Raw genomic sequence first — 25,820 nt, forward strand, 5'->3', positions numbered from 1 at the left:
TGGGCGGTCGCTGGGGGTTGGCCCGCGCTGGGCTGTTGCCGGGTGGTCTCGATACGCAGGACCTCGCAAGCTCGTCCCTGCTACTCGACCAGCGAAGCGTTCCGCTGGTCGAGTAGCGCGGAGCCGCGACGAAGGAGCGTGCTCCGGGCGTATCGAGACCACTCTGGGCGGTCGCTGGGGGTTGGCCCGCGCTGGGCTGTTGCCGGGTGGTCTCGATACGCGCCGACGAGCTCGCTGGCGCTCGCCGTCGCTGCTACTCGACCAGCGGTGTGTTGTCAGTCGACGAGGCCGCGGGCGGCGAGGATGGGGCGGACGCCCTCGGCGAACCAGTAGGCCTCCTCGACGTGGGGGTAGCCCGACAGGACGAACTCCTCGATGCCGAGGTCGGCGTACTCGCCGATCAGGTCGGCGACCTCGCCGTGGCTGCCCACGAGCGCGGTGCCCGCGCCGCTGCGCACCAGACCGACGCCGGCCCAGAGACCGGGGTGCACCTCGAGGCTGCGGGCGTCGGTCGGGGCGACGCCGCCGTGCAGCTCGCGCATCCGACGCTGGCCCTCCGACTCGCTGCCGGCCAGCGCCTGCTGCGCCTTCGCGACGTCGGCCGGGTCGAGCTCGGCCAGCATCCGGTCGGCGACCGCCCACGCCTCCTCGCTCGTGTCGCGGCTGATCGTGTGCAGGCGGATGCCGAACTTCACCTGTCGACCCTCGTCGTCGGCGAGCTTGCGGATCCAGGCGATCTTCTCCGCCACGGCCTCCGGCGCCTCGCCCCACGTCAGGTAGGTGTCGACCTGGCGGGCGGTCACCGGCCCGGCCGCCGCCGACGAGCCGCCGAGGTAGATGGGCGGGACCGTGCCAGGCTTGCGGGTGCGCGCGTCCTGGACGTCGTAGTAGTCGCCCGTGAAGGTCGACCCCGTCTCGGTGAAGGCGGCGCGGAAGACCTCGAGGAACTCCTCGGCGCGGTGGTAGCGGTCGTCCTTCGTCACCTGGTCGCCGAAGCGCAGCTGCTCCGACGGGTCGCCGCCGACGACGACGTTCAGCAGCAGCCGGTCGCCGGAGATGCGCTGGAACGTCGACGACATCTGGGCCAGCAGCGTCGGGCTGATGAGCCCCGGCCGCAGCGCGACCATGAACTTCAGCCGCTGGGTGTGCGCGAGGAGCGCCGACGTCACCACCCACGCGTCCTCGCAGGGCGTGCCCGTGGGCGTCAGCACGCCCTCGAAGCCGAGCCGCTCCGCCGTGCGCGCGACGTCGACGAGGTAGTCGAGGTCGGGCTCGCGGTAGCGGCCGGCAGTGTTCTCCGGTCCTCCGCCGCGGGCGACGTCGGCGGGAAGGGAGTGGCCGCCGCCGACCAGGGAGCGGCTGTCGCCGGTGGTGGGCAGGAACCAGTGGAAGGTCAGGCTCATGCCTCGAGAATGACCCGGCCCCCTCCGCCCGGCAGGCGGTCCCACATGTCGGACACGACCGGCCCTCCCTCCCCGCTGAGTGTGACGTTTGCGGGGCAAATCGTCGGGATCCGCCCCGCAAACGTCACACTCAGCGGGGGTGGGGGAGGGAGGGAGTGGGTCAGACCTGCGCGCTGCGGGGCGGTGGGGTGCCCGCGACCGCCCAGCGGCCGAGGTGCTGCAGCTTCCAGCGCACGGGGTCGTGCAGCGTGTGGGTGCGCGCGTTGCGCCAGTGCCGGTCGTGGGCGCCCGTCGACGTCCCGCGCGCGGCGGAGCGGGTGCCGCCCAGCTCGAACGCCGCCGAGGTGACGTCGAGCGCGGCTCGGTCGGCCAGGACCTTCGCCGCTGCGGTGGCCAGCGACGCCTCGGTGGCGGCGTCGTCCGACGGCTCGCGCCAGGTGGCGTCGACGGCGCGGGCTGCGACCTCGAGCGCGGCCTCGGCGGCGCGCACCGCCACCTCGAGCTCGCCGTAGCGCTGCACCAGCAGCGGGTCGTCCTCCGGCCTGTCCACGCCGGCCTCGAACCACGGTCGCGACGACGTGCGTGTGAAGGCGGCGGCGTCGGTAAGCGCACCGCGTGCGATGCCGACGTCGATCGCGGCGTGCAGCAGCTGCGCGAACGCGCCGTAGCCGTACGGCCCGCTGATCGCGGTCGCCCGCGGTGCGACGTGGTCCAGCGGCACGCGGACCGCGTCGAGCCGGACCGTGCCGCTCGCGGTCGTGCGTTGGCCGAGCGCGTCCCAGTCGTCGATCACGCCGACGCCTGGGGTGTCGGCGGGCAGGAACGCGATCCGGTCCTCGCCGTCGCGGTCGCGCGCGAGGACGGCGAGCCAGTCGGCCAGCACACTGCCCGTGGCGTAGAACTTCTCACCGTCGACCACCGCCCAGCCGTGGTCGTCGAAGCGGACCCGCGTGCTGATGTCGGTGACGGTCGCGCCGCCCCGCTCCGACTGCGCGTTGGCCACGCGGGCGCCCTGGAGGACGTCGGCGAACAGCCTGTCGCGCAGACCGGTCGACCCCGCCAGCTCGGCCAGCCGCAGGTACACGAAGTGGCTCTGCGGCACCTGCGCGACGTTGGGGTCGACCGTGGCCAGCAGACGCACCAGCTCGACGGCCTCGGCCGCCCCGCCGCCCGGCCCGCTGTGCGACGTCGGCACCGTGACCGCGAGGACGCCGAGCGACGACAGCAGGTCGACCTCGGCATGCGGCAGGGTGCGGTCGCGGTCGCGCTCGGCCGCGCCCGCGGCGATCGTGGGCAGGTGCTCGACGACCGACGCGACGAGGTCGGACGGCAGGGTGGCGCTCACGCGGCGAGCGGCTTCCGGGTCCAGCTGGAGCGGAAGTCCAGGCCGCTGCGCTGGAACAGCTGCGTGACGGGGCAGCGACGCTCCAGCTCGCTCACGAACCGGTCGAACGTGGCCTCGTCGGCGTCGGTCTCGACCGTCGCGACGACGCTGACCGCGCTGAAGTTCGCGTTGCCCTCGGCGCCGCCGACGAACACCGACGGGTCGAGGTCGCCCTGGGCGTGGAAGGTGAACGCGCCGAGCGCGATGTCGAGGTCCTTCGCGACCAGGGTGGCGGTGATCTGGTTGCACGACGTCAGGGCGCCGAGCGTGTACGCGAGCGGGCTCGGGGCGGCGTCGGCGCCGCCGAACGCCGGGTAGGTGTCGGCATGGAAGACGTGGCCGTCCTCACCGCCGACGGTCACCTTCTGCGCCACGCCGGTGCCGGTGCTGTCGACGACGAACGGGACGAGGGTGGTGGTGCTCATGTGGGGTCCTCTCGGTGTGTGGGTCTCCACGATGCGCCGTGCGGAGCCGGTCGCGGGTGGTGTGTCGATGGTCGGGCAGGTCTGCAGGGTGCGGTCGGTCGTGGTACTCCGCGCGGGCGCCGGAAGCACGAGGAGGGCGGGCAGCCGGTGCGTGACCGGCCACCCGCCCTCGGCTCATCGACCGCCGACGCGCTGCGTCGTGCGGGTCACGTGTACCAGCTGGGCTCGGGGATCTTGCCGAGCAGCGCGTACTCGCCGACCTCGCGACGCTTGTAGGCGACGGGGTCGTGGAGGGTGTGGGTGCGGGCGTTGCGCCAGTACAGGTCGAGCCCGACCTTGTTGCTCGACGCCCGCGCGCCCGTCAGCTCGTAGATCTTCGTGCCGACCTCGAGCGCGATGTCGGTGGCGAGCTGCTTGACGGCCGCCACCCGCACGGCGACCGTGCCGCGAGCCTCGGGCGTCAGGTCCTCGCGGGGGGCGTGGAGCAGGGCCGAGATCTCGCGGCCGACGTCGTCGGCGAGCGCCTCGGCCGCCCACAGCTGCGACTGCAGCCGTCCGTACCCCTCGAGGATGTACCACTCCTCGGACGCGCTGGCCTTGTCGTCGCCGCCGTAGGGCCAGGGTCGCGTGGTGGAGCGGGTGTAGGCGGTGCCGGCCTTGAGGCCCCCGCGGGCGATGCCGAGGTAGAAGTTGCTGAAGACGAGCTGAATCGTGGGCAGGTTGAGGGTGCCGTAGACGAGCTCGACCTGCTCCTTGTCGACGTAGCCGGCCGCGGCCGACCACGGCACGCGCACGTCGGTGATGGTGACGCCGCCGGACTCGGTGAGCCGCTGGCCGAGGTTGTCCCAGTCGTCGTGGAAGACGATGCCGGGCTGCTGGCTCGGGACGATCGCGAAGATGTGCTTGTCGCTGCCCTCCAGCACGCCCTCGAGGACGGTGAGGTCGCTGACCTTCGAGCCGGTGGAGAACGACTTGCGACCGGTGAAGACGATCTCGTCGCCCTCGTCGCGGATGGTGAGGTCGTTGTCGCGGGGGTTGACCGCGCCGCCGAAGAACAGGTTGCCGGTCGTGTAGAGCTCCTCCACGGCGGCGATCTGCTCGGGCGTGCCGACCAGGCGCACGGCCCAGGCCCACAGGTAGTGGTAGGCCAGGAGCTGGCCGATCGAGCCGTCGCCGGACGCGACCTCGCGCACGACCTGGTAGGCCAGGTCCCACGTCTGGCCGGCGCCGCCGTGCTCGACGGGACCGAGCAGGGTGACGAGGCCGGCGTCCTTCAGGAGCTGCACCTCGGCGGTGGGCACGGCCTGGGCGCGGTCGCGCTCGACGGCGTCGGCGGCCAGGATGCCGGCGACGTCGGAGGCACGCTCGAGCCAGCCGGCGGGGGTGGACGGTCGGGGCTCGTCGGCCCACGGGGACGACTGCACGGCGTCCCGGACGGTCAGGTGGTCGGTGATGGACATAGGGTTGCTCCGTTCCTTGCGCTAGTGGGGAATGCCGCCCGCCGGGGTCTCGCCACCCCGGCGGGCACCCGACCGACGCCCGAGCGGGCGCGGTCGGGGGTCTGGTGTCAGGCGGTCGTCAGGGCGTCCTCGCCCAGCTCGCCGGCCTCGACCGCCTGCGTCTCGAGCTCGCGGACGATCGGCAGCACCTTCTCGCCGAAGTACGCGATGTCCTCGAGGTAGTGCAGGAAGCCGAGCAGGAACAGGTCGACGCCGCGCTTCTTGAACTCGACGATGCGCGTGGCCACCTGCTCGGGCGTGCCGATGAGGCCCGTGCGGAATCCGTCGTTGTACTGGACGAGGTCGCGGAAGGTCGAGTCCGCCCACATGCCCTTGCCGTCGCCCGTGCTGCTGCCGGCCTGCTGGACGGCCTGGCGGAAGCCTTCGACGGCCTCGGGGTTCGCCTTGGCGATGATCTCCTCGAGCACGTCGCGCGCCTCGGACTCGGTGTCGCGGGCGACGACGAAGCCGTTCAGGCCGAACTTGACCTGGCCCTCGCGGTTGACGAGCGCGGCGTTCTGGTTGACCTCGAGGTACTGCTCGGTGAAGCCGTCGAGGTCCTTGCCGTTGGAGAAGTACCAGTCGGCGACGGTGCCGCCGTTGCGGCGGGCCGCGGTGGAGTTGCCGCCCTGGAAGATCTCGGGGTGCGGGCGGCCGGGCACGTCGACCGGTCCGGGCTTCAGCGTGAAGTCGTGGATGCGGTAGAAGTCGCCGCGGTGCTCGAACCCGACCCCCTTCTCCTGCGCGGTCCAGAGGCCGCGGAGCACGCGGATGAACTCCTCGCTGCGGCGGTAGCGCTCGTCGTGCTCGAGCCACGGCTCGCCGAGGCCCGTGAACTCGTCCTTGAACCAGCCCGACACGACGTTGACGGCGGCGCGTCCGCCCGAGATGTGGTCGGCGGTGATGATCCACTTCGCGAGCACGGCCGGGTGCCAGAGTCCGGGGTGGACGGCGGCGATGACCTTGAGCTTCTCGGTCTGGGTGAGCAGGCCGAGGCTGAAGCTCGTCGACTCGTGCTGCTGGTCGGCGCCGTAGGAGGCGGTGTAGCGGACCTGGCTGAGCGCGTACTCGAAGCCGACCTGCTCGGCGAGCTGCGCGACCTTCACGTTGAAGTCGTAGCTCCAGTCGGTGCGCTGCTCGATGGTGCTGGTGACGAGTCCGCCGGAGACGTTGGGGACCCAGTAGGCGAACTTGAGGGGATCGGTGCTGATGGGCATGACGATGCAGCCCCTTCCTGGTGTGTGAGTGACGGAGTCAGGAGGTGGTGGACGGTGTGCGTGGAGGTGTCAGGTGGTCGTCAGGCGCGACATCGGCGGGCGACGCGTGACGTGGTCATCAGAACGCCTGGTGGGTGCCGAAGCTGCGCTGCCAGTAGACGAGCGGGCGCTGGGTGCCCGTCTCGGCGCGCACGACCGTGCCCAGCACGAGGACGTGGTCGCCGGCCGGCACGGTGCTGGTGACGTCGGCGAGGACCCACGCGTGCACGTCGTCGAGGCGAGGTGCGCCGTCGTCGCTCCAGCCGAGGTCGGCGAAGCGGTCGTGAAGCTTGGTCGAGAATCGTAGCGCCACCTGGTCCTGGTGGGCGGCAAGCACGTTGATGCCGAACCGTCCGCCGCGCTGCAGCCGGGCGAGCAGGCTCGACGTGCGGGCCAGCGAGATGGCGACCATCGGCGGGTCCATCGAGAGCGACATGACACCGCTCAGGGTCGTGCCGTGCGGTCGGCCGCCGTCGGACGTGGTCACCACCGTCAGTCCGGTGGCGAAGTTCGCCATGGCGCCGCGCAGTGCGGCCTCGAGGGTGGTGTCGTCGACGGACACGGCCATCTGGTCCTCCCGATCGGTGGTGGTGATGAGTCCACGGTGGACCCCGCGAGGCCGTTTGCGGGGCCTGCTCACCAGGTGGGACGACCAGCGCGCGGAGGTCGCGCGGTGGTACCACGGACCACCGCTCGACGACCGGCGCCGCCTGCGGGGTCGGGCTAGCGTGACGGCATGGCTGAGCTGACGATCGACGGTCCCGACGGCCCCATCGAGGCGTGGGTGGCGACGCCCCCGGACGGGGGACCCGCCCCGGGCGTCCTCCTCGTCATGGACGCGATCGGGCTGCGCCCACAGATCCGCGCGATGGCCGACCGGTTCGCGTCGTGGGGCTACGTGGTGCTCGCGCCGAACGTCTTCCACCGCTCGGGGACCGCTGCCGAGACGTCGCCGACCACCGACCTGCGCGAGCCCGGCGCGCGGGAGGCGTTCTTCGAGTCCGTCGGCCCACGGATGGCGGCCCTGACGCCCGAGCTGTCGCGGCAGGACACGGCCCTGTACCTCGACGTGCTGCAGGGTCGCGACGACGTGGCCGACGGGCCTGTGGGCGTGGTCGGCTACTGCATGGGCGTGCGGATCGCGCTGCGCGCGGCGGGCGACCACCCGGGGCGCGTGGTCGCGGTGGGCGGTTTCCACGGGGGCGGGCTCGTGACCGACCAGCCCGACAGCCCGCACCTTGGCCTGACGACGGCGACCGCGCGGGTGCTGCTGCGCCACGCCGACGGCGACGCGTCGATGCCGCGGGAGCACCAGCGGGTGATCGCGGAGACGGCGGCCGAGCACGGAGTGGCCCTCGACCAGGGCGTCTACCCGGGCGCACCGCACGGCTACTCGATGGCCGACACGTCGATGTACGACGAGCAGGCCGCCGAGCGTCACACGACCGAGCTGCGCGAGCTGCTCGACTCCACCCTCCGCTGACCCCCTCCCGCCCACCCATTCCGCTGAGCGTGACGTCTGCGGGCCATCCAGGCCCCGAACGGCCCGCGAACGTCACGCTCAGCGGGGGAGGGGAGGGATGGTCGCGGACGTAACGTCCGCGACATCGGCGCGCACTAGCGTCTGCCCCGACGTCGGGGAGGCCGGCGCACCGACGGAGGAGGTTCGACGTGGCACGCCCGTTCACCGGTGGACCCCGTCGCCGCTCGGCGTTCACGGCACGGCTCGAGAACACGTCGGTCGAGGGGTCGCAGCCGCGCGTCCTCGACGACATGCGAGCCGCGATCCTGGCCGGTGTCGAGCCGCCCGGCACGCTGATCCCCATCGACGCGGTCGCGGCGTTCTTCGGCGTCAGCCAGATCCCGGTGCGCGAGGCGCTCAAGATCCTGCTGGGCGAGGGGCTCGTCGAGCACGTGCCGCACGTCGGCTACAGCGTCGCGAAGCTCAGCTACCGGGAGTTCCGCGAGCTGTACGAGGTGCGACTCGCGCTCGAGAAGGCGGCGCTGGTCGCTGCCGTCGACCGGGCCGGACCCGACGACGTCGAGGCGGCCCGGGCGGCGCTGCTGGAGACGAGCGCCGCGCTCGACGCCGGCGACGACCGCGGCTACCACGAGGCGACGCGCCGGTTCCACCTCAGCCTGATCGCGCCGTCGGGCATGCAGCGTCTGCTACGGATGTACGAGTCGGCGTGGAACCTGACCGAGCCGGTGCGACCCATGACCCACGTCGGGCCCGCGCAGCGCTCGGCGTTCGCGCACGACCACGACGCGATGCTCGAGGCGTTCGAGTCCCGTGACGCCACCGCCCTCGTCGCGCTCTCGGTGGAGCACTACGACCACCTCCTCGACGGCATCGAGGTGCTGAGCGACGACCACGACGTCTTCCGCGAGGCCTGAGCGCCGCGTCCTATAGGACTCCCGTGACGCAAGGTTCACCCGCGGAGTCGAGGGGTCGAAACACCGCGTTCATAGCGTCGGGTGCAGTCCGAGCCCGACGAGGAGACACCCCCCATGCCACAGCCCCACGGCGCCCTGCCGAACGACATCGTGGAAGCCGCCGGCTACCCACCCGGAGCCGGTCGACCGCGCCGCGCGTACGACCCTCGCCTCACCAACGAGGACCTCGCTCCGCTGGAGAAGCAGACCTGGACGTCGTACAACATCTTCGCCTTCTGGATGTCCGACGTGCACAGCGTCGGCGGGTACGTGACGGCCGGCAGCCTGTTCATGCTCGGCCTGACGACGTGGCAGGTCTTCGTGGCGCTCATCGTCGGCATCTGCATCGTGCAGGTGCTCGCGAACCTGGTCGCGAAGCCCAGCCAGATCGCCGGCGTGCCGTACCCGGTGATCAGCCGCGCGTCGTTCGGCGTGCTGGGCGCGAACATCCCCGCGATCATCCGCGGACTCATCGCGGTGGCCTGGTACGGCGTGCAGACGTTCCTGGCCGCCGGGTCGCTGTCGATCGTGCTGCTGAAGGTGTGGCCCGGGCTCGCGAACATCGCGACCGACGACACGTCGTTCCTCGGCCTGAGCTACCTCGGCTACATCTCCTTCGCGATCCTGTGGGTCGCGCAGGCCGCCGTGTTCTGGCGGGGCATGGAGTCGATCCGGAAGTTCATCGACTTCTGCGGTCCCGCCGTCTACGTCGTCATGGTCGTGCTGTGCGGCTACATGCTGTGGCGCGCAGGCTTCGACATCGACCTCAACCTCGCCGACCACGCCGTGTCCGGCTGGGCCGCCGTCGGGGCGATGTGCTCGGCGATCGCGCTCGTCGTGTCCTACTTCTCCGGACCGACGCTGAACTTCGGCGACTTCTCGCGCTACGGCAGCAGCTACGAGGCCGTCAAGCGCGGCAACTTCCTCGGCCTGCCGGTGAACTTCACGTTCTTCGCGCTGCTGGTGGTGCTGACGGCGGCCGCGACGGTGCCCGTGTTCGGCGAGCTGATCACCGACCCGGTGCACACGGTCGAGCGCATCGACACCTGGACGGCGGTGCTGCTCGGCGGCCTGACGTTCGTGATCGCGACGGTCGGCATCAACATCGTCGCGAACTTCATCTCCCCGGCGTTCGACTTCTCCAACGTAGCGCCGCAGCGGATCAGCTGGCGCATGGGCGGCATGATCGCCGCGGCCGGCTCGGTGCTGCTGACGCCCTGGAACTGGTACGACAACCCCGAGGCGATCTTCTGGACGCTGGGCATGCTGGGCGCCCTGATCGGCCCGCTCTACGGCATCCTCATCGCCGACTACTACGTGGTGCGTCAGCAGAAGATCGTGGTCGACGACCTGTTCACGATGGAGGAGGACGGCGCGTACCACTACGTCCGCGGCTACAACCCCGCTGCCGTGCAGACGGTGGTGGTGACCGGTGTCGTCGCCGTGCTGAGCGTCGTGGTCCCGAAGCTGTCGGGCGTGCTGCCCGCGCTGCCCGACTACTCGTTCTTCGTCGGCGCGATCCTCTCCGCGGCGCTCTACGTGGTGCTCGCCCGCCGGCAGGGGATCGGGTCGAGCACGAGCGCGGCGGAGTCGACGCCGGTCGGTGCGGGGGCCGCCTGAGCATGCACATCCGTGTCATCAACCCGAACACCACCGCGTCGATGACCACGGCGATCGGGGCCTGCGCCAGTGCCGTCGCAGGCCCCGACGTCGTCGTGGAGGCCGTCAGCCCGGTCTTCGGCCCGGAGTCGATCGAGTCGCACGTGGACGAGGCGCTGGCGGTACCCGGTGTGCTGGCGCGGGTGGCCGAGGGCGAGGAGGCCGGCGTCGACGGCTACGTCGTCGCCTGCTTCGGCGACCCGGGCGTGCACGCGGCGCGCGAGCTGGCGCGTGGTCCCGTGGTCGGGATCGCCGAGGCCGGGATGCGCGCCGCGACCTACCTCGGGCGACGGTTCAGCGTGGTGACCACGCTGCAGCGCACGGTGCCGGGCATCGAGGCACTGACCAGGGCGTACGGCCTCGCCGACCACTGCGGCGGGGTGCACGCCACCGAGATCGGCGTGGTCGACCTCGAGCGCGACCCGCACGCCCGCGAGCGGACGCTCGAGCTCGCCCGGGTCGCCCTGACGGCCGACGGGTCGGACGTGTTGGTCCTCGGCTGTGCCGGGATGACGGACTTCGCGGCGTGGCTCGGCGACGAGCTGGGCGTCCCGGTCGTCGACGGGGTCGCCGCCGCCACGACCACCGTGGTCGGGCTGGTGGCGATGGGCCTCGGCACGAGCAAGGCGGGCGAGTTCGCGGCGCCCCGCGCGAAGCGGGTGAGCGGCTCGTGGGCCGACGTCGACCTCAGGCTGCCTGCGCCCTGAGCGCGGCGACGGTGTCGTCGGTGCAGGTGTCCCAGAACCCACCGACGGCGTCCTCGACGTGCGCGAAGGAGTCGGCGGCGAAGAGCCGGTCCTGGTAGTGGGTGATGTCGTAGTCGGTGGTGCCCATGGTGACGACGTCGAGCGGCTCGATGGTCATGGAACGGAACTCCTCGATCTCGCCGGGGCTCGACAGGATTCCCGCGCCGTAGGCCTTGAGGCCGTCGGGCTCGTGCACGACACCGAACTCGAGCGTGAACCAGAAGACGCGGCTGACGAACTCGAGCGCCTCGGTGGTCTCGACCCGGCGCGCGGCCCTGCCGGCGGCCTCGTAGAGGCGGGTGAAGCGGCGGTCGGCGAGCGTGTTGCCGTGGCCGACGACCTCGTGGAGCACGTCGGGCTCGGGCGTGTAGAGGGGCACGGAGTGGTGGCGCACGTACTGGGTGGCCCAGAAGCCGTGGTCGGCGAGCGCGCCGTAGAACTCGCGCAGCGGGACGAGGCCGGCGGCGGGCCGGTAGCGGAACCCGGTGAGGGGCTCGAGCCGGTCCGACAGCTCCTCCAGCTGCGGCACGCGGTCGAGGGGGAGGTCGAGCGCGGCCTTGCCGTCGAGGAACTCGCGGCAGGCGTAGGTCTCGTGCTTGGTCTGCAGGTCCTCGCTGACGACGCGCCAGACCTCGTGCTCCGCATCGGTGTACGGCGCCTCGGGCGCGGGCTCGCCCGGCTCCCACCGGTGCGCCAGTGTGGCGAGCAGGTCGCGTCGCGCGCGGTACTCGGGGTCGTGCAGACCGGGGTGGTCGGCGCCCAGCTCGACGGTGACGGCACCGTCGGCCGTCGTCGTGACGGGGGCGTAAGACTGGCCTTCCTCGAACACGGGTCCTCCTGTCCGCGGCCGACCGGGTGGGGTCGCCCGCCGTGGGTGGGGTCGCGCCGGGGTGGGGCGCCAGGTCGACCGGGATGAGGTGTGTCGCCGGTCACATCCATCCAACCACGTCTCCCTCACGGGCAGAAGTGAACGGGGGCTGCCGAGGCTTCGCGCAGAGTCGTCCCGAAGTTCACTCAGGAAAATCTCAACAAAACCTGCGCACGACCTCTCCGCTGTGGTCTGATATGTCCCGTTCTCACCGAGGACTCGGCCTCGCGGAGATGCTCCACCGTTGACCGGCAGCTCCAGGCTGTCGGCGACGGCCACCCGACATGGGGTCCAGGATGCGTCGACGTTCCATCCGTGCAGGTGTCATGGCTTCGGCCGCCGCCACGATCGCCGGGGTGCTCACCGGGCTCCCGATCACCGTCGCCGACGCCGAGACGGCAGGCGACGACTACGTGCGAGCGGAGTCCGAGCCCAACAAGAACACCTCGAAAGGATCGTCGTCCGACGTCGCGGCAGCGCTTGCGAAGGCCGAGGAGACGGACGAGCCCGCGGAGGTCGTCTCGCAGCGCGAGGTCGACAGCCAGGTCTTCGCCAACCCGGACGGGACGATCACGCGCGAGACCGCGCAGGGTCCGATCTTCGCGGACAAGGGCGGGACGTTGACCCCGATCGACCCCGACCTCGAGCCGTCGGGCTCGCGGCTCGAGCCGAAGGTGGTCAGCCAGGACACGTCGTTCTCCGCGACCGGAGACGGAGTCACGGCGCAGGTGGAGAGCGAGGCCAACCAGAAGATCTCGCTGACGTCACTGGCCGACCTCGGCACGCCGGAGGTGGACGGTGGCGTCGCCACCTATCCGGTGACCGGGAACGACGACGCGTCGGTGCGCGTCTCCACGACGGCGTCGGGGTTCGCGACCCACGTCCTCCTGGCGAGCAAGCCGGAGACCACGCCCGTCTACCGGTTCCGTGTCGACGCGCCTGGTCTGGACGTGTCGATCGACGGGCGTCAGCTGACCTTCAGGTCCGGCAACGACGTCGTGGCGCAGTCGAAGCCGCTGAACATGTGGGACGCCGACGTCGACGCGGCGGGGGCTCCCGAGTTCCCGGTGCCGGTTTCCGCGACGCTCGTCGACCAGGACGGTATGAAGGTCCTGGAGCTCCGACCGTCGATGGAGTGGCTCAGCGCCGCGGAGCGCCGCTACCCGGTGACGGTGGATCCGGACATCGGCCTCCAGGACACGTACGACGTGCAGAGCGACACCTACGTGTTCAGCGACCAGGCGAGCGGCGACGAGCGCGGCTCCGACGTCAACCTCCGCGTGGGTTCTTCCGGCAGCAACCGCAAGTTCCGGTCGATCGTGTACCTGCGGTACCAGCAGTTCGTCGGGTTCACGGTGACCGATGCGACGCTCGCGCTGCGGCAGTACCAGAACGGCGCCACCAACTGTCAGGCCAAGACGACCCACGGCTGGCCGATGAGTGGCGGCGACGTGTACGGGCCCAACTGGGACACTCAGCCGAGCTATTCGACTGACAGCCGTTTCCTCACGTCGCACACGTTCAACTTCGGCAGCGACTGCGGTGCTGGTACGGCGAACCTCGACGTCACACCATCATTCAATGCGTGGGCCGGCGGACAGCAGACGGGTGACGTGGACCCGTTCTCCCGGAACCGGCAGGCGATCGTCCTGGTGGCGCCGAACGAGACGGACACGACCCAGGAGAAGCGGTTCTGCTCGATCGACTGGGACTCCTCGTCCTTCCACTGCGGCGGCCCGAGCGTCATGCCGAGGATCTCGGTGACCTACGAGCCTGAGCTCGGTTCGCAGTCGTGGTACTCGATGACCGACCACACGCTCGACGACCGTTCGTCGCTGTCGATCAACAACCGCAGCGGCAACGCCGTGGTCAGCGCGCAGGACGCGACGGTCAAGGGCGTGGGTCAGGACCTGACCATCTCGCGCACCTACAACTCGATGACCCGTGTCACTGACACTGCGCTCGGCCGCGGATGGAACCTCGGTCTCGGCCCGGACGTCTGGATCGAGCGGACCCAGTCCGACTCCACGCTGCGGTACGACTACCACGGACCCTCCGGCACGGTGCTCGGCTCCTTCCTGCGCAAGAGCACCAGCGTGGGCGACGCGGACTACCGGCAGTTCCTGTCGCCGATCGGCGGCGTCGGAGCCGATCTGGAGCAGAACAGCGACGGCAGCCTGGTGCTGAAGTTCCGAAAGTCCCCGTTGAGGTACGAGTTCGCGAAGATGGTCGGAGGCAAGGCGTACCTGACCATGATCCGCGACCGGTCCGGCAACAGGATCGAGTTCACGTACGCGTCCGGAGGCAGCGGGCGACCGCAGCTGACGCAGATCAAGGACACTCGAGGGCGCACCTACACGGTGACCTATGCCAGCGGTCGACTCACGAAGATCACGCAGGACGACACCTCTGACGGGTCGACCCAGCGGGAGTGGAGCTACGGCTACGACAGCTCGGGCCAGCTCACCTCGTTCACCGACGCCACGGGCGCGCAGACGTCCTACGGGTACTCCGGTGGCTACCTGACGTCCATCACGGGGCCCGGAACCGCCTCGGAGCGCAGCGAGACGAGCATCGCCTACCGCACGAACCCCAAGCGCGGCGCCGTCGTGGGTGAGACGACCTCGGTCTCCTACCGTCAGGGGAACGAGGCTGCGGCTGATCGCCCGACCTTCAGCTGGGACTACACCGACACGCGGCCGGACGGATGCCCGACAGAGTCCAGGACCTACACCAAGGTCACGGACCCCAACCAGAACGTGACCACGTACTGCTTCGCGCCGCGCGGCCTCTCCGGAGCGAAGAAGAAGGTGTGGGTGAAGGACGCCGAGGGCAACACGCGGTCGATGGACTACACCGCCGACAACGGTCCGTCCGCCGTCACCGACGGGATGGGCGCGACCACGACGTCGACCTACACGTCGACCGACGGTCAGTTCAGCGACCGACTCACCAAGATCACGCAGCCGCAGAACACCGGCAGCGGTAACGATCTCTCGACGGGCTTGGGGTACACGGGGAGCAGCGGGGAGAACGCCTACCTCCCGACGACGGCGCGGGAGTCGAGCAACGACTGCAACCGCTACAGCTACGACGCCAAGGGGCGCACCACCGCCTCGTACAACGGGATCACCCTCAACGATCAAGGAGCATGCAACGGGCAGTCGACCCGTCAGGCGGAGTTCCACCGCGACTACGACGATGCGACCGGGAACGTGACGGCCAGCTGGGACGGCAACGCACCTGCCAGTCCGACAAATGCTGACAAGACGCTCTACAGCTACTGGCAGAGTGGCCAGACCGGCTACGTGACCGGCACGACGAACCTGCTCAAGGAGGTCCGGAAGCCCGGCGGTAGCTGCGACTCGCCCCGGAAGTGGTGCACCTCCTACACCTACGACGGTTGGGGACGTATCGCGACCATGACCGATGGTCGTGGCAAGGTCACGCGCTACGAGTACGACAAGAACGACCGCCAGCTCGGTGTCTTCTATGACGGCACGGCGCCGAGCGCGTGCACCGGCTCTTCTGCGACGTGCCTGCGCTACACCTACGACGCCGCGGGCAACGTGCGGACCAGGTCGAACGGCCTGGAGCAGACCACGATGACGTACGACCGGATGAACCGGCTCGTCGAACAGAGGATGCCCACCGGCACGGTCGGCGTCGTGGACAAGGTGTCGATGGGCTACGACGGAGTCGGCAACATGACCTCCTACAACCAGGAGATCGGTGGTGGCGGCGCGCAGATGGTCACCTACACCTACGACAAGGCCAACGCCCCCAAGACGGTGACGGAGAACAACGAGACCGTCACCATCACGACGGACAAGAACGGCCGCACCGACAACGTCATCTTCCCCAGCCCCACGGGCGGTGTGGGAGTGAAGCTCGACTACGACTTCGCCAAGAACGGGCAGCCAGCGGCGCTGAAGATGAACTACGCAGCGGGTAACGAGACCGGGCGTATCAACTACAGCTACCGGATCGACGGGTCGACCAACGACTCGTCGCAGCTGCAGGAGCGCGACGTCGTGACGTCGTCCTTCGCCGACCAGCGCGGGACGGTCACGTACAAATACAAGTACCAGCGGCTGGAGAGCGCTGACGACACCAACGGGCCCAGCTACGCCTACACCTACGACAGGATCGGGAATCTGCGGCAGGAGGTCGCGGGGGCCACGACGACGAACTTCGGGTACAACCGTGCCGGGATGCTCTGCTGGAAGGGTTCGGCCACCGGAGTCACGTCTGCTCCGGACGAGACTGGCCAGGCGTGCTCACCGACTCCGTCGGGCAACACGGAGTTCAGGAACGATGCTGCTGGCAACAGTCAGGGCAGCACCAGTGATCCCTACGTGGTGAACGAGCGCAGCCAGGTGGCCACGGTCGATGGCAGGAACCAGACGTACCTGGACCAGGGCAACGACCTGCGTCGTGACAATGGTGCGGTGCGCAATGTCGAGTCGAGCCTGGGTGTGACCGCGCAGCGCTCTGGGTCGGCCACGACGTTCTTCCTGCGCGACCCGAACGGCACGATCCTGTCCTCGCGCACCGGCAGCACGCGGGTGAACTACGTGAGCGAGGCCTCCGGGCACGTGGTGTGGCTGGTGGCTCCGGACGGGACGCAGGTGGGCGGCTACAAGTACGCCCCGTACGGCAAGACCGCTGCCTACGGGGCTGCTGCGCAGACCAACCGGTTCCGCTGGTTGGGCGCGCAGCAGAACGTCACCAGCTCCGGGACGGACGGGCACTATAAGCTCGGCGCGCGGTACTACGACCTGCAGGGCCACTTCACCCAGCCCGACCCGGTCTCGGGTGGGATGAGCGACCCGCGGACCCTGACCGGCTACAACTATGCGGGCGGGGATCCGATCAACGAAGCGGACAAGTCCGGTTACTCGTTCGATGACTGGGTTGACAAGGGCCTGAAGTGGGGCGGACGCATCAGTGATGCCGTGAGTGTGGGGACGGACTGCCTCAGTGGCGATCGAAGTCTGGGTAACTGCGCCGCGACCGTCTCGGGCATCGGGTCGGCTTTCGTGGCCGGTGCCGGATGTCTTGCACTCGTCGGTGGTAGCATCTGTGCGCTCGCGGGCGTTGCTGGTGCGGCCTTTGGCTACAACGGGACGCGTGCCTTTCAGATCGCGGCGGGAGCTGAGTGATTCGTGAACGTCGGGATACTTATCGCCCTGATCTTTGTCCTCACCTACCTATACGTCTCGTGGGACTATGGTCGGACCGGTCGGCGTGGACAGATCAGGGTTCTGATGCTTGGAATTCTTGGGGTCGGTCTGGTGTCGTTCTTGACGATGACGGTGGTGTCGATCCTGAGTCGGGAGGACGCAGGCGCTGTTGTGGGGACCCTCGTCAGCATCGGCATCGTTGTAGAAATGTGGCGAGTGGCGAACACTTGGTAGGAACGATGGAACACGCTGCTGTGAGTCAGGGCAACGACCTGCGTCGAGATTAGGGCGTGGTGCGCAACATTGAGTCGAGCCTGGGTGTGACCGCGCAGCGCTCGGGGTCGGCCACGACGTTCTTCCTGCGCGACCCGAACGGCACGATCCTGTCCTCGCGCACCGGCAGCACGCGGGTGAACTACGTGAGTGAGGCGTCCGGGCACGTGGTGTGGCTGGTGGCTCCGGACGGGACGCAGGTGGGCGGCTACAAGTACGCCCCGTACGGCAAGACCGCCGCCTACGGGTCTGCTGCGCAGACCAACCGGTTCCGCTGGCTGGGCGCGCAGCAGAACATCAGCAGCTCCGGGACGGACGGGCACTACAAGCTCGGCGCCCGGTACTACGACCTGCAGGGCCACTTCACCCAGCCCGACCCGCTCTCGGGTGGGATGAGCGACCCGCGGACCCTGACCGGCTACAACTACGCTGGTGGGGATCCTATTAATCAAGCCGATATCAACGGACGTTTTTTTGACGAGCTTACTCAGGCCTACAAGGGATTCGGTGCACTGACGGACTCGTTCGACGTCTTCGCAATCGGGAAAGCGTTCATCCAAGGCGACTTCAAGGAGGGGGGCATCAGGCTCGGAGCCTTCGCTGTCACTTCTCTCGCCACCACGGCCTGCGGAGCTGGGATAGCCGCTTCTGGAGCAGTCAGCGGAGGTGCGGGAGGCTTGGCGGTGGCAGCAGGCTGTGGCACAGCCGGGGGCTACCTCGGGCATCTACACGAAGGTCAGTTGAGGTCGCAGACATCATGAATCAACGAACTCCGATCTATTACGGGTTCCTACTGGCGGCAGGTGCTGTTATGGGATGGTTCGGGGTGATCAGCGCCGTGCTTGCTCGCGAAATGGGCTACGCGGGCATCTTCAGTGCCCTGGCGATCACGATGACTGTGGTGACCGTCGCGTTCTTTCGACTCCGCTAGGTCGCTCCCGGCTGCGTTCCTGCCCGGTTGAGCTGTCACCGCTCGAGACGCAGCAGCACATCTGAACGTCGCGCTGGGCCCAGCAGATGCCTCTTCGGGGCATCCGGGTGGCACCTGCGGGTTCGCGACCCTCGGCGCCGCGGGTGGCGCAGGCGGCGTTGCTGCGAGAGCGTGGGCCGCAGGCGGCGACCTGACGTCACGAACTGACACGGCCGGCGTCGACCGAGTCATCGAGATCTGAGGGCACGTCATGCACTCGGCGAACAGAGCACTCGTGACGCTGTGGATGTACTCGGCGGCTTTCGTGACAGTCGTCCTGGCCCTCGCAGCTGTCTACCGAGTCAGCTGGCAGCTCGGCCTGCTGGCTGTCTTCATGGGTGTCTGCTTCCTTCCCAGGCGTCGGTTCGTGAGGCTTCTCGGCCAGTACTAGAGAGTGCTCGCCGGTATCACGTGTCTGCGCGGCCCCCGTCGGGTGCCAACGGGCCGTCGTCGCGATGCGCTTCTGGATGGGTGTTGCGTCGGTGTCGCAGGCCTCGTGTCCTGCTTCGACGCCGGACTTGCCTGAGCGTTTGGAGAGACATGGCCCGCGTCCAGAGGGATCCGCTACTCCCCGACGCTCCCGTCGAGCGCCTCGCGCAGGAGGTCGGCGTGGCCGTTGTGGCGGCAGTACTCCTCGACCATGTGGACGACGATCCAGCGCAGCGAGACCGGCTCGCCGGTGCGGCGGTCGGGGCGGGCGGCGAGGGTGTCGAGGCCGTCCGGCGCGGCGTCGAGGAGGGCGTCGGAGCGGGCGACCGCCGACTCCCACAGGTCGCGGAGGTCAGCGGGCTCGTCGTCGACGGCCGAGTGCCAGTCCCAGTCGGGGTCGTCGGCCCAGGGCGCGTCGTCCCACGGGGCGGTGGGTTCCGCGCCGGAGAGGACCACGCCGAACCACCAGTCCTCGACGTAGGCCAGGTGCTTGGTCATGCCGCCGAGCGTCATCGTCGACGGGGGGAGCGGGGTGTGCAGCTGGGCGTGGTCGAGGCCGTTCGTCTTCAGCGCGAACGTGCGCCGGTGGAAGTCGAGGAACCCGCGCAGCGTGTCGACCTCGCTGCCGGCCAACGGCGGCTCGGTGCGGCCGTGCTCGTCCGTCGTCATGCCCCACCCCAGCACGACGTCACGTGAAGGGGCAAGCCCGACCTCACCGTCGGAGAAGGCGTCGTAGCAACCCGGCGGGTCGGTCGGTCTCCGGCGGGACCTCGTGGCCGGCGCACCACTGGTCGGCGGGGACCATGGCGCGCACCTGCGCCACGTGCTGGCCGCAGCCCGCCCAGGTGGTCTTCGAGCAGGTGGAGCAGGTGACAGGACGGCACATCGAGGGTTCTCCTTCGGATCAGACGGCGGGATCGGTGCTGGCGTCGTCGGGCGCGAACTCGCAGAACGCGGCATAGGCGCGAGGGCCGTGGATCGTGGCGGGTCCGCCGTGCATGAGGAACGTGACGCCGATGGCCTCGGCGGCCTGCTGGCGAGTGGCACCGGCACGTGCAGCCGCCTGGGCGTGCGAGGCGATGCAGCCGTCGCAGCCCTCGACCACGCCGATCGCGAGGGCGATGAGCTCCTTGGTGCGGACGTCGAGTGCTCCCTCGGCGAACGCCGCGCGATGCAGCTCTCCGAAGCCCGCGTAGACGTCAGGGACGGCGCGCCTCAGGGCGCGGTGCAGTGGCGAGAGCTCGTCGAGCACGGTCTTTCCGTGGGACATGTCAACCTCCTCCGTGATCCCCCCTGGGGGATATGGGAACCGTAGCACATCCCCCTGGGGGGTTACGCTCTCCACATGCATCTGGAGCCCGAGGAGACCAAGGCCGTCGCACTGCGCATGAAGCGCGCGCACGGCCATCTGGCCAGCGTCATCCGCATGCTGGAGGAGGGCGCTGAGTGCGAGGACGTCGTCACGCAGCTGGCTGCGGTCAGCAAGGCCATCAGTCGCAGCGGGTTCGCTCTCGTGAGCACCGGCATGCAGAAGTGCGTCACCGAGGGCGAGGAGGTGGACGTCGCCCGGCTGGAGAAGGTCTTCCTGTCGCTTGCCTGAGCCTCAGCCGAGCACGCGGTCGAGGTAGGGGTTGCTGAACGCACGCTGCGGGTCGAGCTCGTCGCGCACCGCCACGAAGTCGTCGAAACGGCTGTACCGCTGGCGGAGGTAGTCGGCGTCGAGCGTGTGCATCTTGCCCCAGTGCGGCCGCCCTTCGTGGGCCGTGAACACGTCCTGCGCGGCGCGGAAGTACGCGGTCGGGTCGAGCCGGTGGTACTGGTGCACGGCCACGTAGCAGTTGTCGCGGTCGTGACCGGTCGACATCCACACGTCGTCGGCCGCGGTGAAGCGCACCTCGATCGGGAACGCGACCGTCTCGTGACCCGCCGCGAACCACCGCTGCAGCCCGGCGATCACGTCGTGCAGCGCACCCCGAGGCATGGCGAACTCGGACTCGCAGAACCGCACCCGGCGCGGCGACACGAACACCTCGTGGGACTGGTCGACGTACTCGCGCGCCGACAGCGCCGAGCCGCTCACCTGGTTCACGCGCGGCACCGCCGACCGGAAGCGAGCCCCCACCCGGTTGACGACCTCGAACAGCCCGTTGCTCAGCAGCTCGTCGTCGACCAGGTGCCGCAGTCGGCCCACCGGCTGGCGCTCCGTCCCCGCCGGCACGCGGTTGTTGCGCTTCACCAGCGCCTTCTCCGTGTGCGGGAACCAGTAGAACTCGAAGTGGTCGTTCTCCTCGACCAGCTCGGGCAACCGCTCGAGCACCTCCGGCAGCCGCATCGGCTCCTCGCGGGCGTGCAGCAGGAAGGCCGGCACGCACTGCAGCGTCAGCTCGGTGACGACCCCGAGCGCACCGAGCCCCACCCGGGCGGCACCGAACCAGGGGTGCCTCTCGTCGACCTCCACGACGTCGCCGTCGGAGGTCACCAGCTGCACGCCGACGACGGCCGCCGCGATGCCCTGCAGCCTCGCGCCGGTCCCGTGCGTGCCGGTCGACACCGCACCCGCGACGGACTGCGGGTCGACGTCGCCCAGGTTCGGCAGCGCCAGGCCGAGCGACTGCAGCAGCGGGTTCAGCCGGTGCAGCGACGTCCCCGCCTGCACGCGCACGCGCCTCGTCGCGGCGTCGTGCCACACGAGCGCGTCCATGCGGTCGAGGCGCAGCAGCACGCCCTCGGTGGCCGCGATCGGCGTGAAGGAGTGGCCCGCGCCGTAGGCCTTGACCGGCAGACCCTCGGTCCGTGCCGCGTGCACGGCCTCGACCACCTCGGCCGTCGACGTCGGGTGCAGCACCCGCCGCGGGTGCGAGCGCACGTTGCCCGCCCAGTTGCGCCACAGCAGGCTCATCGTCCGCTCCCCGGCCTGCGCTCGCTCGTCGTGTCCGTCATCCGAAGTTCTTCCCCTCGCCACGGTAGGTCGGCACGGTCTCGGCGCGGCCGGCGTCGTCGACGAGCGTCACGGTGTCGAACCGCTCGCACATCTCTCCGGCCTTCGCGTGCCGGAACACCACGCGCTCGCCGACGCGCAGGTGCCGGGCCGCCTTGCCGCGCACGGGCGTCTGCACCTCGCCCACGCCCTCGGTGCCCACCAGCGACAGCCCCTCCGGCCAGACCGGCGTGGGCATGCGGTTGGCCTGCGCGGGCCCCGACGCGGTGTACCCGCCGGCGAAGCAGGTGGCCACGTCCTTGGCCGGCCGACGCACGACGTCGAGGACGATGTACGCGGCGGGTCGCGCCTCGAAGGCGTCGTAGCGGTCGAAGAGCGTCGGCGTGAACAGGCCCGAGCCGGCGGTCAGCTCGGTGACGGTCGGGTCGGCCCCGGTCACCTCGAGGCTGCCGGTGCCGCCGGCGTTCACGAGCTGGAGGTCCGCGTGCTGCGACACCGCCTCGACCACGGCGCGACGTCGGTGCGCGAGCTCCGTCGTCGACAGCCTCTTCACGACGCGCACGGCGGCGGAGGTGTCGGGCAGGCCGGCCACCTGCGCGTCGTAGAACATGACCCCGACGAGCTGGAAGCCGGGCCGCGCGGAGAGCCGGCGGGCCACGCCCGCCGCCTGGCGCGCGGTGTGCACGGGGGAGCGGCGCACACCCAGGTGCACGGGGTGGATGCCGAGGGCCCCTGGGCGCAGCGACGCGTCGACGTCGAGGCAGATCCGCAGGGTCGGGTGCGACCCGCCGACCACGCGCTGGATCGCGTCGAGCCCCTCCTCGGAGTCGACCATGAGCGTGATGGCCGACCGACGTCGCTCGCCGGCCTCCCCGGGCTCCGTGAGCGCGAGCAGCCCGGCGCGGTCGACGGTGGGGTACGCGAGGAGGACGTCGTCGGTGACGCCCTCGTCGACGAGCCAGCAGCTCTCCGCGAGCGAGTAGGTCATGACGCCGGCGAACCCGGGTCGGGCGAGCGTGCGCTCCAGCACCGACCGTACGCGCACCGACTTGCTCGCCACCCGCACGGGCACCCCGCCCGCCCGGCGGACGAGGTCGTCGGCGTTCGCCCAGAGTGCCGGCTCGTCGAGCACCGCGAGCGGCGCGGACCGGTCGGCGGTGGCCGACAGCAGACGCGGGAACGGTGCGCTCACGAGCCCCAGCATGGCACGGAGGTGGGGGTCAGCCGCCAGGTCGAGACGCCGGCCCGAGGTCGAACCACGTGGGCGCCGCGGCGACGAACTCCGCCGGCGGCAGCGCACCCACTCCGTCGGGCACGAGGGCCAGGAGCGGCACCCCCGTCACGCGGGGCAGGTCGTCGCGGTTGCACCGCTCCGCCAGGCCCGGATAGTCGGGCCACGAGCCCACGACCACGCCCCATGGCTCCAGGCCGCGGCCCCGCAGCGCCTCGACGGTGAGCGCCGTGTGGTTCAGCGTGCCGAGGCCGGCTCTCGCCACGACGACCACGTCGACGGTGACGTCGGACGGCGCGGCCTCGGTCAGCCCGACCGCGAGGTCGAGCAGCGTCCCGCCGTCGGTGTCGAGGCGGACGAGGAGCCCGCCCGCGCCCTCGACGAGCACGACGTCGTGGTCCGCCGCCAGCTCCAGCACGGCGCCCACGTGCTCCGACACCGGCGGGAGCGCCACCCCCTGACGACGCGCGGCGGTGTCGGGGGCGAGCGGGTCGTCGAGCGCCACCAGCTCGCGGCACTCGACTCCGGTGAGCCGCTCGACGGTGCGCGCGTCGCGCGGCTCCGGGTCGGCGCCGCCGATGCCGGTCTGCACGGGCTTGACCACCACCACGCGACCGCGCGCCGTCGCCGCCAGGGCGGCGACAGCCACCGTCTTGCCGACCCCGGTGTCGGTGCCGGTGACGACCACGACGCGGCTCATCGGAACGTCCCCACGACGCCGACCAGCACGTCCAGGGCGCGCGACCAGTCGTCGTCGGCGACGCCCGCGCTCGCCGTCACCCGCAGGCGTGAGACGCCGTCGGGCACCGACGGCGGCCGGAAGCACCCGACCCGCACCCCGGCGTCGAGCGCGGCGGCCTGGGCGGTGACCGCCGCGTGCGGCGACGACATCGGCACCGACAGCACGGCCCCTGCGGGCGCGGCGACGTCGAGAGCGGCGGCGAGCTCGCCGACGCGTCGGTGCACCGTCGCGGCCAGGTCGGGCCTGCGGCGCACCTCGTGCAGGGCCGCGAGGGCGCCGGCTGCCGACGCGGGTGCGAGGCCGGTGTCGAACACGAAGGCCCGCCCGCGGTTCACCAGGTGCTCGCGCAGCGCTGGGGGTCCGAGCACGGCGCCGCCCTGGCTGCCGAGCGCCTTCGACAGCGTGGCCGTGACCACCACGTGGTCGAGGCCGGCGAGCCCGAACCGTGCCACCAGGCCTGGCCCGTGCACCCCGAGCCCGTGCGCCTCGTCGACGACGAGCAGCCCGCCGTGCCGCTCGCACAGCCCGGCCAGCTCGACCAGGGGTGCCGCGTCGCCGAGCACGGAGTACACCGACTCCACGAGCACCAGCGCACGCTCCCCGGCAAGCTCGGCGTCGCGCAGGGCGCAGGCCACCGCGTCGACGTCGCCGTGGGGGACGATCGTCAGCCGAGCGCGCGACAGCCGCACGCCGTCGACCAGCGACGCGTGCACGTGGGCGTCGGACACCACCCGCGTGCCTCGGTCGGCGAGAGCGGCGACGACGGCCAGGTTCGCGTGGTAGCCCGTCGACGTCACGAGCGCCGCGGGCTGGCCGAGGTCGCACGCGAGGGTCTGCTCGAGCTCCTCGTGCACCGCGAGCGTGCCCGTGACGAGCCGGGACGCCCCGGCGCCCGCGCCCCACTGCAGCGCTGCCGTGGCGGCGGCGCGCGTGACGGCAGGGTCGCGCGCGAGGCCGAGGTAGTCGTTGCCCGCGAGGTCGATCGTCGGGTCGTCGGCGCCGCGCGGTCGCAGCGTGCGCACCAGCCCGGCCTCCTCGCGCGAGGCGTGCTCCTGCGCCCACCAGTCCGTCCAGACGCTCATGCGGCGCGCACCGCCTCGCCGACCCCGGCCACCAGCTGCGCCAGCGCTGCGTCGTCGCAGACGTAGGGCGGCATCGTGTACACGAGGTCGCGGAAGGGCCGCAGCCACACGCCCGCCGCGAGGGCGGCGTCGGTGGCCGCCGCGACGTCGACGTCGTGGTCGAGCTGCACCACGCCGACCGCGCCGAGCGTGCGGACGTCGGCGACGCCCTCGACGTCGCGCAGCGGCACGAGGCCACGGGCCAGCGCCTCCCCAACACGTTGCACGTCGGCCTGCCAGCCGCGCTCGAGCAGGAGGTCGATGCTGGCCGACGCGACGGCGCACGCCAGCGGGTTGCCCATGAACGTCGGGCCGTGCATGAGCGCGCCGGACTCGCTGGCCGACACGCCCCGCGCCACCTCGTCGGTGCACAGCACCGCGGCGAGCGAGACGTAGCCGCCGGTGAGCGCCTTGCCGACGCAGAGGACGTCGGGCGCGACCAGCTCGCTCACGAAGAGGTGCCCGGTGCGGCCGAACCCCGTGGCGATCTCGTCGTGCACGAGCAGCAGACCGTGCTCGTCGGCCACCTCGCGCAGCACGCGCAGGCAGGCGACCGGGTACGGGTGCATGCCGCCCGCACCCTGCAGGAGCGGCTCCACGACGACCCCCGCCAGCTCGTGGGCGTGCCGGGCGGCGAGGTCGCGCACGCCGTCGGCCCACGCCGCCACCTCGGCGTCCGACGCGTCGTGGCGCGGCGGCCGGTCGGCGAACACCTGCTGCGGCAGCAGGTCGCGCCACATGGTGTGCATGCCGCCGACGGGGTCGGTCACGCTCATGCAGTCGAACGTGTCGCCGTGGTAGCCGCCGCGCACCGTGAGCATCCGGGTGCGCTCGGGGTGTCCCGTCCCGCGCTGGTGCTGCAGCACCATCTTCAGCGCCACTTCCACGGCCACCGAGCCGGAGTCGGCGAGGAACACGCGCTCCAGCGGGGCAGGCGTCAGCGCGACGAGCCGTCGCGCCAGCTCGACGGCCGGTGCGTGCGTGAGCCCGCCGAACATCACGTGGCTGAACGACGCGACCTGCTCGACGACCGCGCGGTCGAGGACGGGGTGGCGGTACCCGTGCACCGCGGCCCACCACGACGACATCCCGTCGACGACCCAGGTGCCGTCGACCTCCAGGCGGCACCCGTCGGCGCCCGTGACCACCCTCGTCGGCGCCGGCTCGGTCATCGACGCGTAGGGGTGCCAGACGTGCGCGCGGTCGAAGTCGCGCAGGTCGGAGGCGAGGGTCGCAGTCACGGGAGGGCGGTGG

At 70.9% G+C, this 25,820-nt stretch carries 21 protein-coding genes; 7 read left to right on the forward strand and 14 right to left on the reverse strand.

What is annotated here, in order from left to right; translation table 11 throughout:
* Positions 1-275: 275 nt before the first annotated feature.
* The 6 genes from QE370_RS07175 to QE370_RS07200 form a co-directional block, all read right to left on the reverse strand.
* Positions 276-1,403, reverse strand: a complete 1,128-nt coding sequence (locus QE370_RS07175) for an LLM class flavin-dependent oxidoreductase (protein ID WP_309633926.1) — start codon at positions 1,401-1,403, stop codon at positions 276-278.
* A 160-nt stretch (positions 1,404-1,563) separates the two neighbouring features.
* Positions 1,564-2,748, reverse strand: coding sequence for an acyl-CoA dehydrogenase family protein (locus QE370_RS07180; protein ID WP_309633927.1), 1,185 nt, complete (start codon positions 2,746-2,748; stop codon positions 1,564-1,566).
* Positions 2,745-3,212, reverse strand: coding sequence for an OsmC family protein (locus QE370_RS07185; protein ID WP_253025318.1), 468 nt, complete (start codon positions 3,210-3,212; stop codon positions 2,745-2,747). Before QE370_RS07185 ends, QE370_RS07180 begins: the two co-directional genes overlap by 4 nt.
* Before the next feature lie 206 nt (positions 3,213-3,418).
* A complete protein-coding gene (locus tag QE370_RS07190; protein WP_253025317.1) occupies positions 3,419-4,672 on the reverse strand; it encodes an acyl-CoA dehydrogenase family protein in 1,254 nt (417 codons plus the stop codon).
* A 107-nt stretch (positions 4,673-4,779) separates the two neighbouring features.
* On the reverse strand, positions 4,780-5,928 hold the full coding sequence (sfnG, locus tag QE370_RS07195) for a dimethylsulfone monooxygenase SfnG (protein ID WP_253025315.1): 1,149 nt from the start codon (positions 5,926-5,928) through the stop codon (positions 4,780-4,782).
* 118 nt (positions 5,929-6,046) lie between these two features.
* Positions 6,047-6,535: a flavin reductase family protein gene (locus tag QE370_RS07200; protein WP_083516181.1), complete on the reverse strand. Its 489-nt coding sequence runs from the start codon at positions 6,533-6,535 to the stop codon at positions 6,047-6,049.
* A gap of 168 nt (positions 6,536-6,703) precedes the next feature.
* On the opposite strand from QE370_RS07200, the gene QE370_RS07205 reads away from it, so the two are divergent.
* From QE370_RS07205 to QE370_RS07220, 4 genes are all read left to right on the forward strand, one after another.
* Positions 6,704-7,450 carry a dienelactone hydrolase family protein gene (locus QE370_RS07205; protein ID WP_253025313.1) on the forward strand — a complete coding sequence of 249 codons (747 nt, stop codon included), beginning with the start codon at positions 6,704-6,706 and terminating at the stop codon, positions 7,448-7,450.
* Between the two features lie 188 nt (positions 7,451-7,638).
* Positions 7,639-8,364 carry a GntR family transcriptional regulator gene (locus QE370_RS07210; protein WP_253025311.1) on the forward strand — a complete coding sequence of 242 codons (726 nt, stop codon included), beginning with the start codon at positions 7,639-7,641 and terminating at the stop codon, positions 8,362-8,364.
* 114 nt (positions 8,365-8,478) lie between these two features.
* Positions 8,479-10,023: an NCS1 family nucleobase:cation symporter-1 gene (locus tag QE370_RS07215; protein ID WP_309633928.1), complete on the forward strand. Its 1,545-nt coding sequence runs from the start codon at positions 8,479-8,481 to the stop codon at positions 10,021-10,023.
* 2 nt (positions 10,024-10,025) lie between these two features.
* Positions 10,026-10,769, forward strand: a complete 744-nt coding sequence (locus tag QE370_RS07220; protein WP_309633929.1) for an aspartate/glutamate racemase family protein — start codon at positions 10,026-10,028, stop codon at positions 10,767-10,769.
* Here the strand turns inward: QE370_RS07220 and QE370_RS07225 are convergent.
* Positions 10,750-11,637, reverse strand: coding sequence for a phenylalanine 4-monooxygenase (locus tag QE370_RS07225; protein WP_309633930.1), 888 nt, complete (start codon positions 11,635-11,637; stop codon positions 10,750-10,752). The two genes, QE370_RS07220 and QE370_RS07225, sit on opposite strands and share 20 nt — an antisense overlap.
* Before the next feature lie 365 nt (positions 11,638-12,002).
* Here QE370_RS07225 and QE370_RS07230 point away from each other — a divergent pair, with 365 nt between their 5' ends.
* Both QE370_RS07230 and QE370_RS07235 read left to right on the forward strand, forming a co-directional pair.
* On the forward strand, positions 12,003-16,841 hold the full coding sequence (locus QE370_RS07230) for an RHS repeat-associated core domain-containing protein (RefSeq protein ID WP_309633931.1): 4,839 nt from the start codon (positions 12,003-12,005) through the stop codon (positions 16,839-16,841).
* Between the two features lie 311 nt (positions 16,842-17,152).
* The gene (locus tag QE370_RS07235) at positions 17,153-17,896 is read left to right on the forward strand and encodes an RHS repeat-associated core domain-containing protein (protein WP_309633932.1); all 744 of its coding nucleotides are present in this window, start codon (positions 17,153-17,155) and stop codon (positions 17,894-17,896) included.
* A 773-nt stretch (positions 17,897-18,669) separates the two neighbouring features.
* Here QE370_RS07235 and QE370_RS07240 read toward each other — a convergent pair.
* Both QE370_RS07240 and QE370_RS07245 read right to left on the reverse strand, forming a co-directional pair.
* Positions 18,670-19,203 carry a DinB family protein gene (locus QE370_RS07240; RefSeq protein WP_309633933.1) on the reverse strand — a complete coding sequence of 178 codons (534 nt, stop codon included), beginning with the start codon at positions 19,201-19,203 and terminating at the stop codon, positions 18,670-18,672.
* A 235-nt stretch (positions 19,204-19,438) separates the two neighbouring features.
* Positions 19,439-19,804: a carboxymuconolactone decarboxylase family protein gene (locus QE370_RS07245; protein ID WP_253025297.1), complete on the reverse strand. Its 366-nt coding sequence runs from the start codon at positions 19,802-19,804 to the stop codon at positions 19,439-19,441.
* A gap of 75 nt (positions 19,805-19,879) precedes the next feature.
* Here QE370_RS07245 and QE370_RS07250 point away from each other — a divergent pair, with 75 nt between their 5' ends.
* The gene (locus QE370_RS07250; protein ID WP_253025295.1) at positions 19,880-20,134 is read left to right on the forward strand and encodes a metal-sensitive transcriptional regulator; all 255 of its coding nucleotides are present in this window, start codon (positions 19,880-19,882) and stop codon (positions 20,132-20,134) included.
* 3 nt (positions 20,135-20,137) lie between these two features.
* Here the strand turns inward: QE370_RS07250 and QE370_RS07255 are convergent, their stop codons facing one another.
* From QE370_RS07255 to QE370_RS07275, 5 genes are read right to left on the reverse strand one after another with little or no spacing between them, the layout of a single operon-like run.
* A complete protein-coding gene (locus QE370_RS07255) occupies positions 20,138-21,433 on the reverse strand; it encodes a D-arabinono-1,4-lactone oxidase (RefSeq protein ID WP_309633934.1) in 1,296 nt (431 codons plus the stop codon).
* A gap of 37 nt (positions 21,434-21,470) precedes the next feature.
* The gene (locus QE370_RS07260; RefSeq protein WP_309633935.1) at positions 21,471-22,664 is read right to left on the reverse strand and encodes an alanine racemase; all 1,194 of its coding nucleotides are present in this window, start codon (positions 22,662-22,664) and stop codon (positions 21,471-21,473) included.
* A 28-nt stretch (positions 22,665-22,692) separates the two neighbouring features.
* Complete coding sequence (bioD, locus tag QE370_RS07265; protein ID WP_309633936.1) at positions 22,693-23,403, reverse strand: dethiobiotin synthase; 711 nt, start codon at positions 23,401-23,403, stop codon at positions 22,693-22,695.
* Entirely contained in the window at positions 23,400-24,527 is a 1,128-nt protein-coding gene (locus QE370_RS07270; RefSeq protein WP_309633937.1) for an 8-amino-7-oxononanoate synthase, read from the reverse strand. The genes bioD and QE370_RS07270 overlap by 4 nt, the downstream gene beginning before the upstream one ends.
* On the reverse strand, positions 24,524-25,807 hold the full coding sequence (locus QE370_RS07275) for an adenosylmethionine--8-amino-7-oxononanoate transaminase (RefSeq protein WP_309633938.1): 1,284 nt from the start codon (positions 25,805-25,807) through the stop codon (positions 24,524-24,526). The genes QE370_RS07270 and QE370_RS07275 overlap by 4 nt, the downstream gene beginning before the upstream one ends.
* Positions 25,808-25,820 lie beyond the last annotated feature (13 nt).

Origin of the sequence: Aeromicrobium sp. SORGH_AS_0981 (genome assembly GCF_031453195.1) — a bacterium.
Taxonomy (GTDB): Bacteria; Actinomycetota; Actinomycetes; order Propionibacteriales; family Nocardioidaceae; genus Aeromicrobium.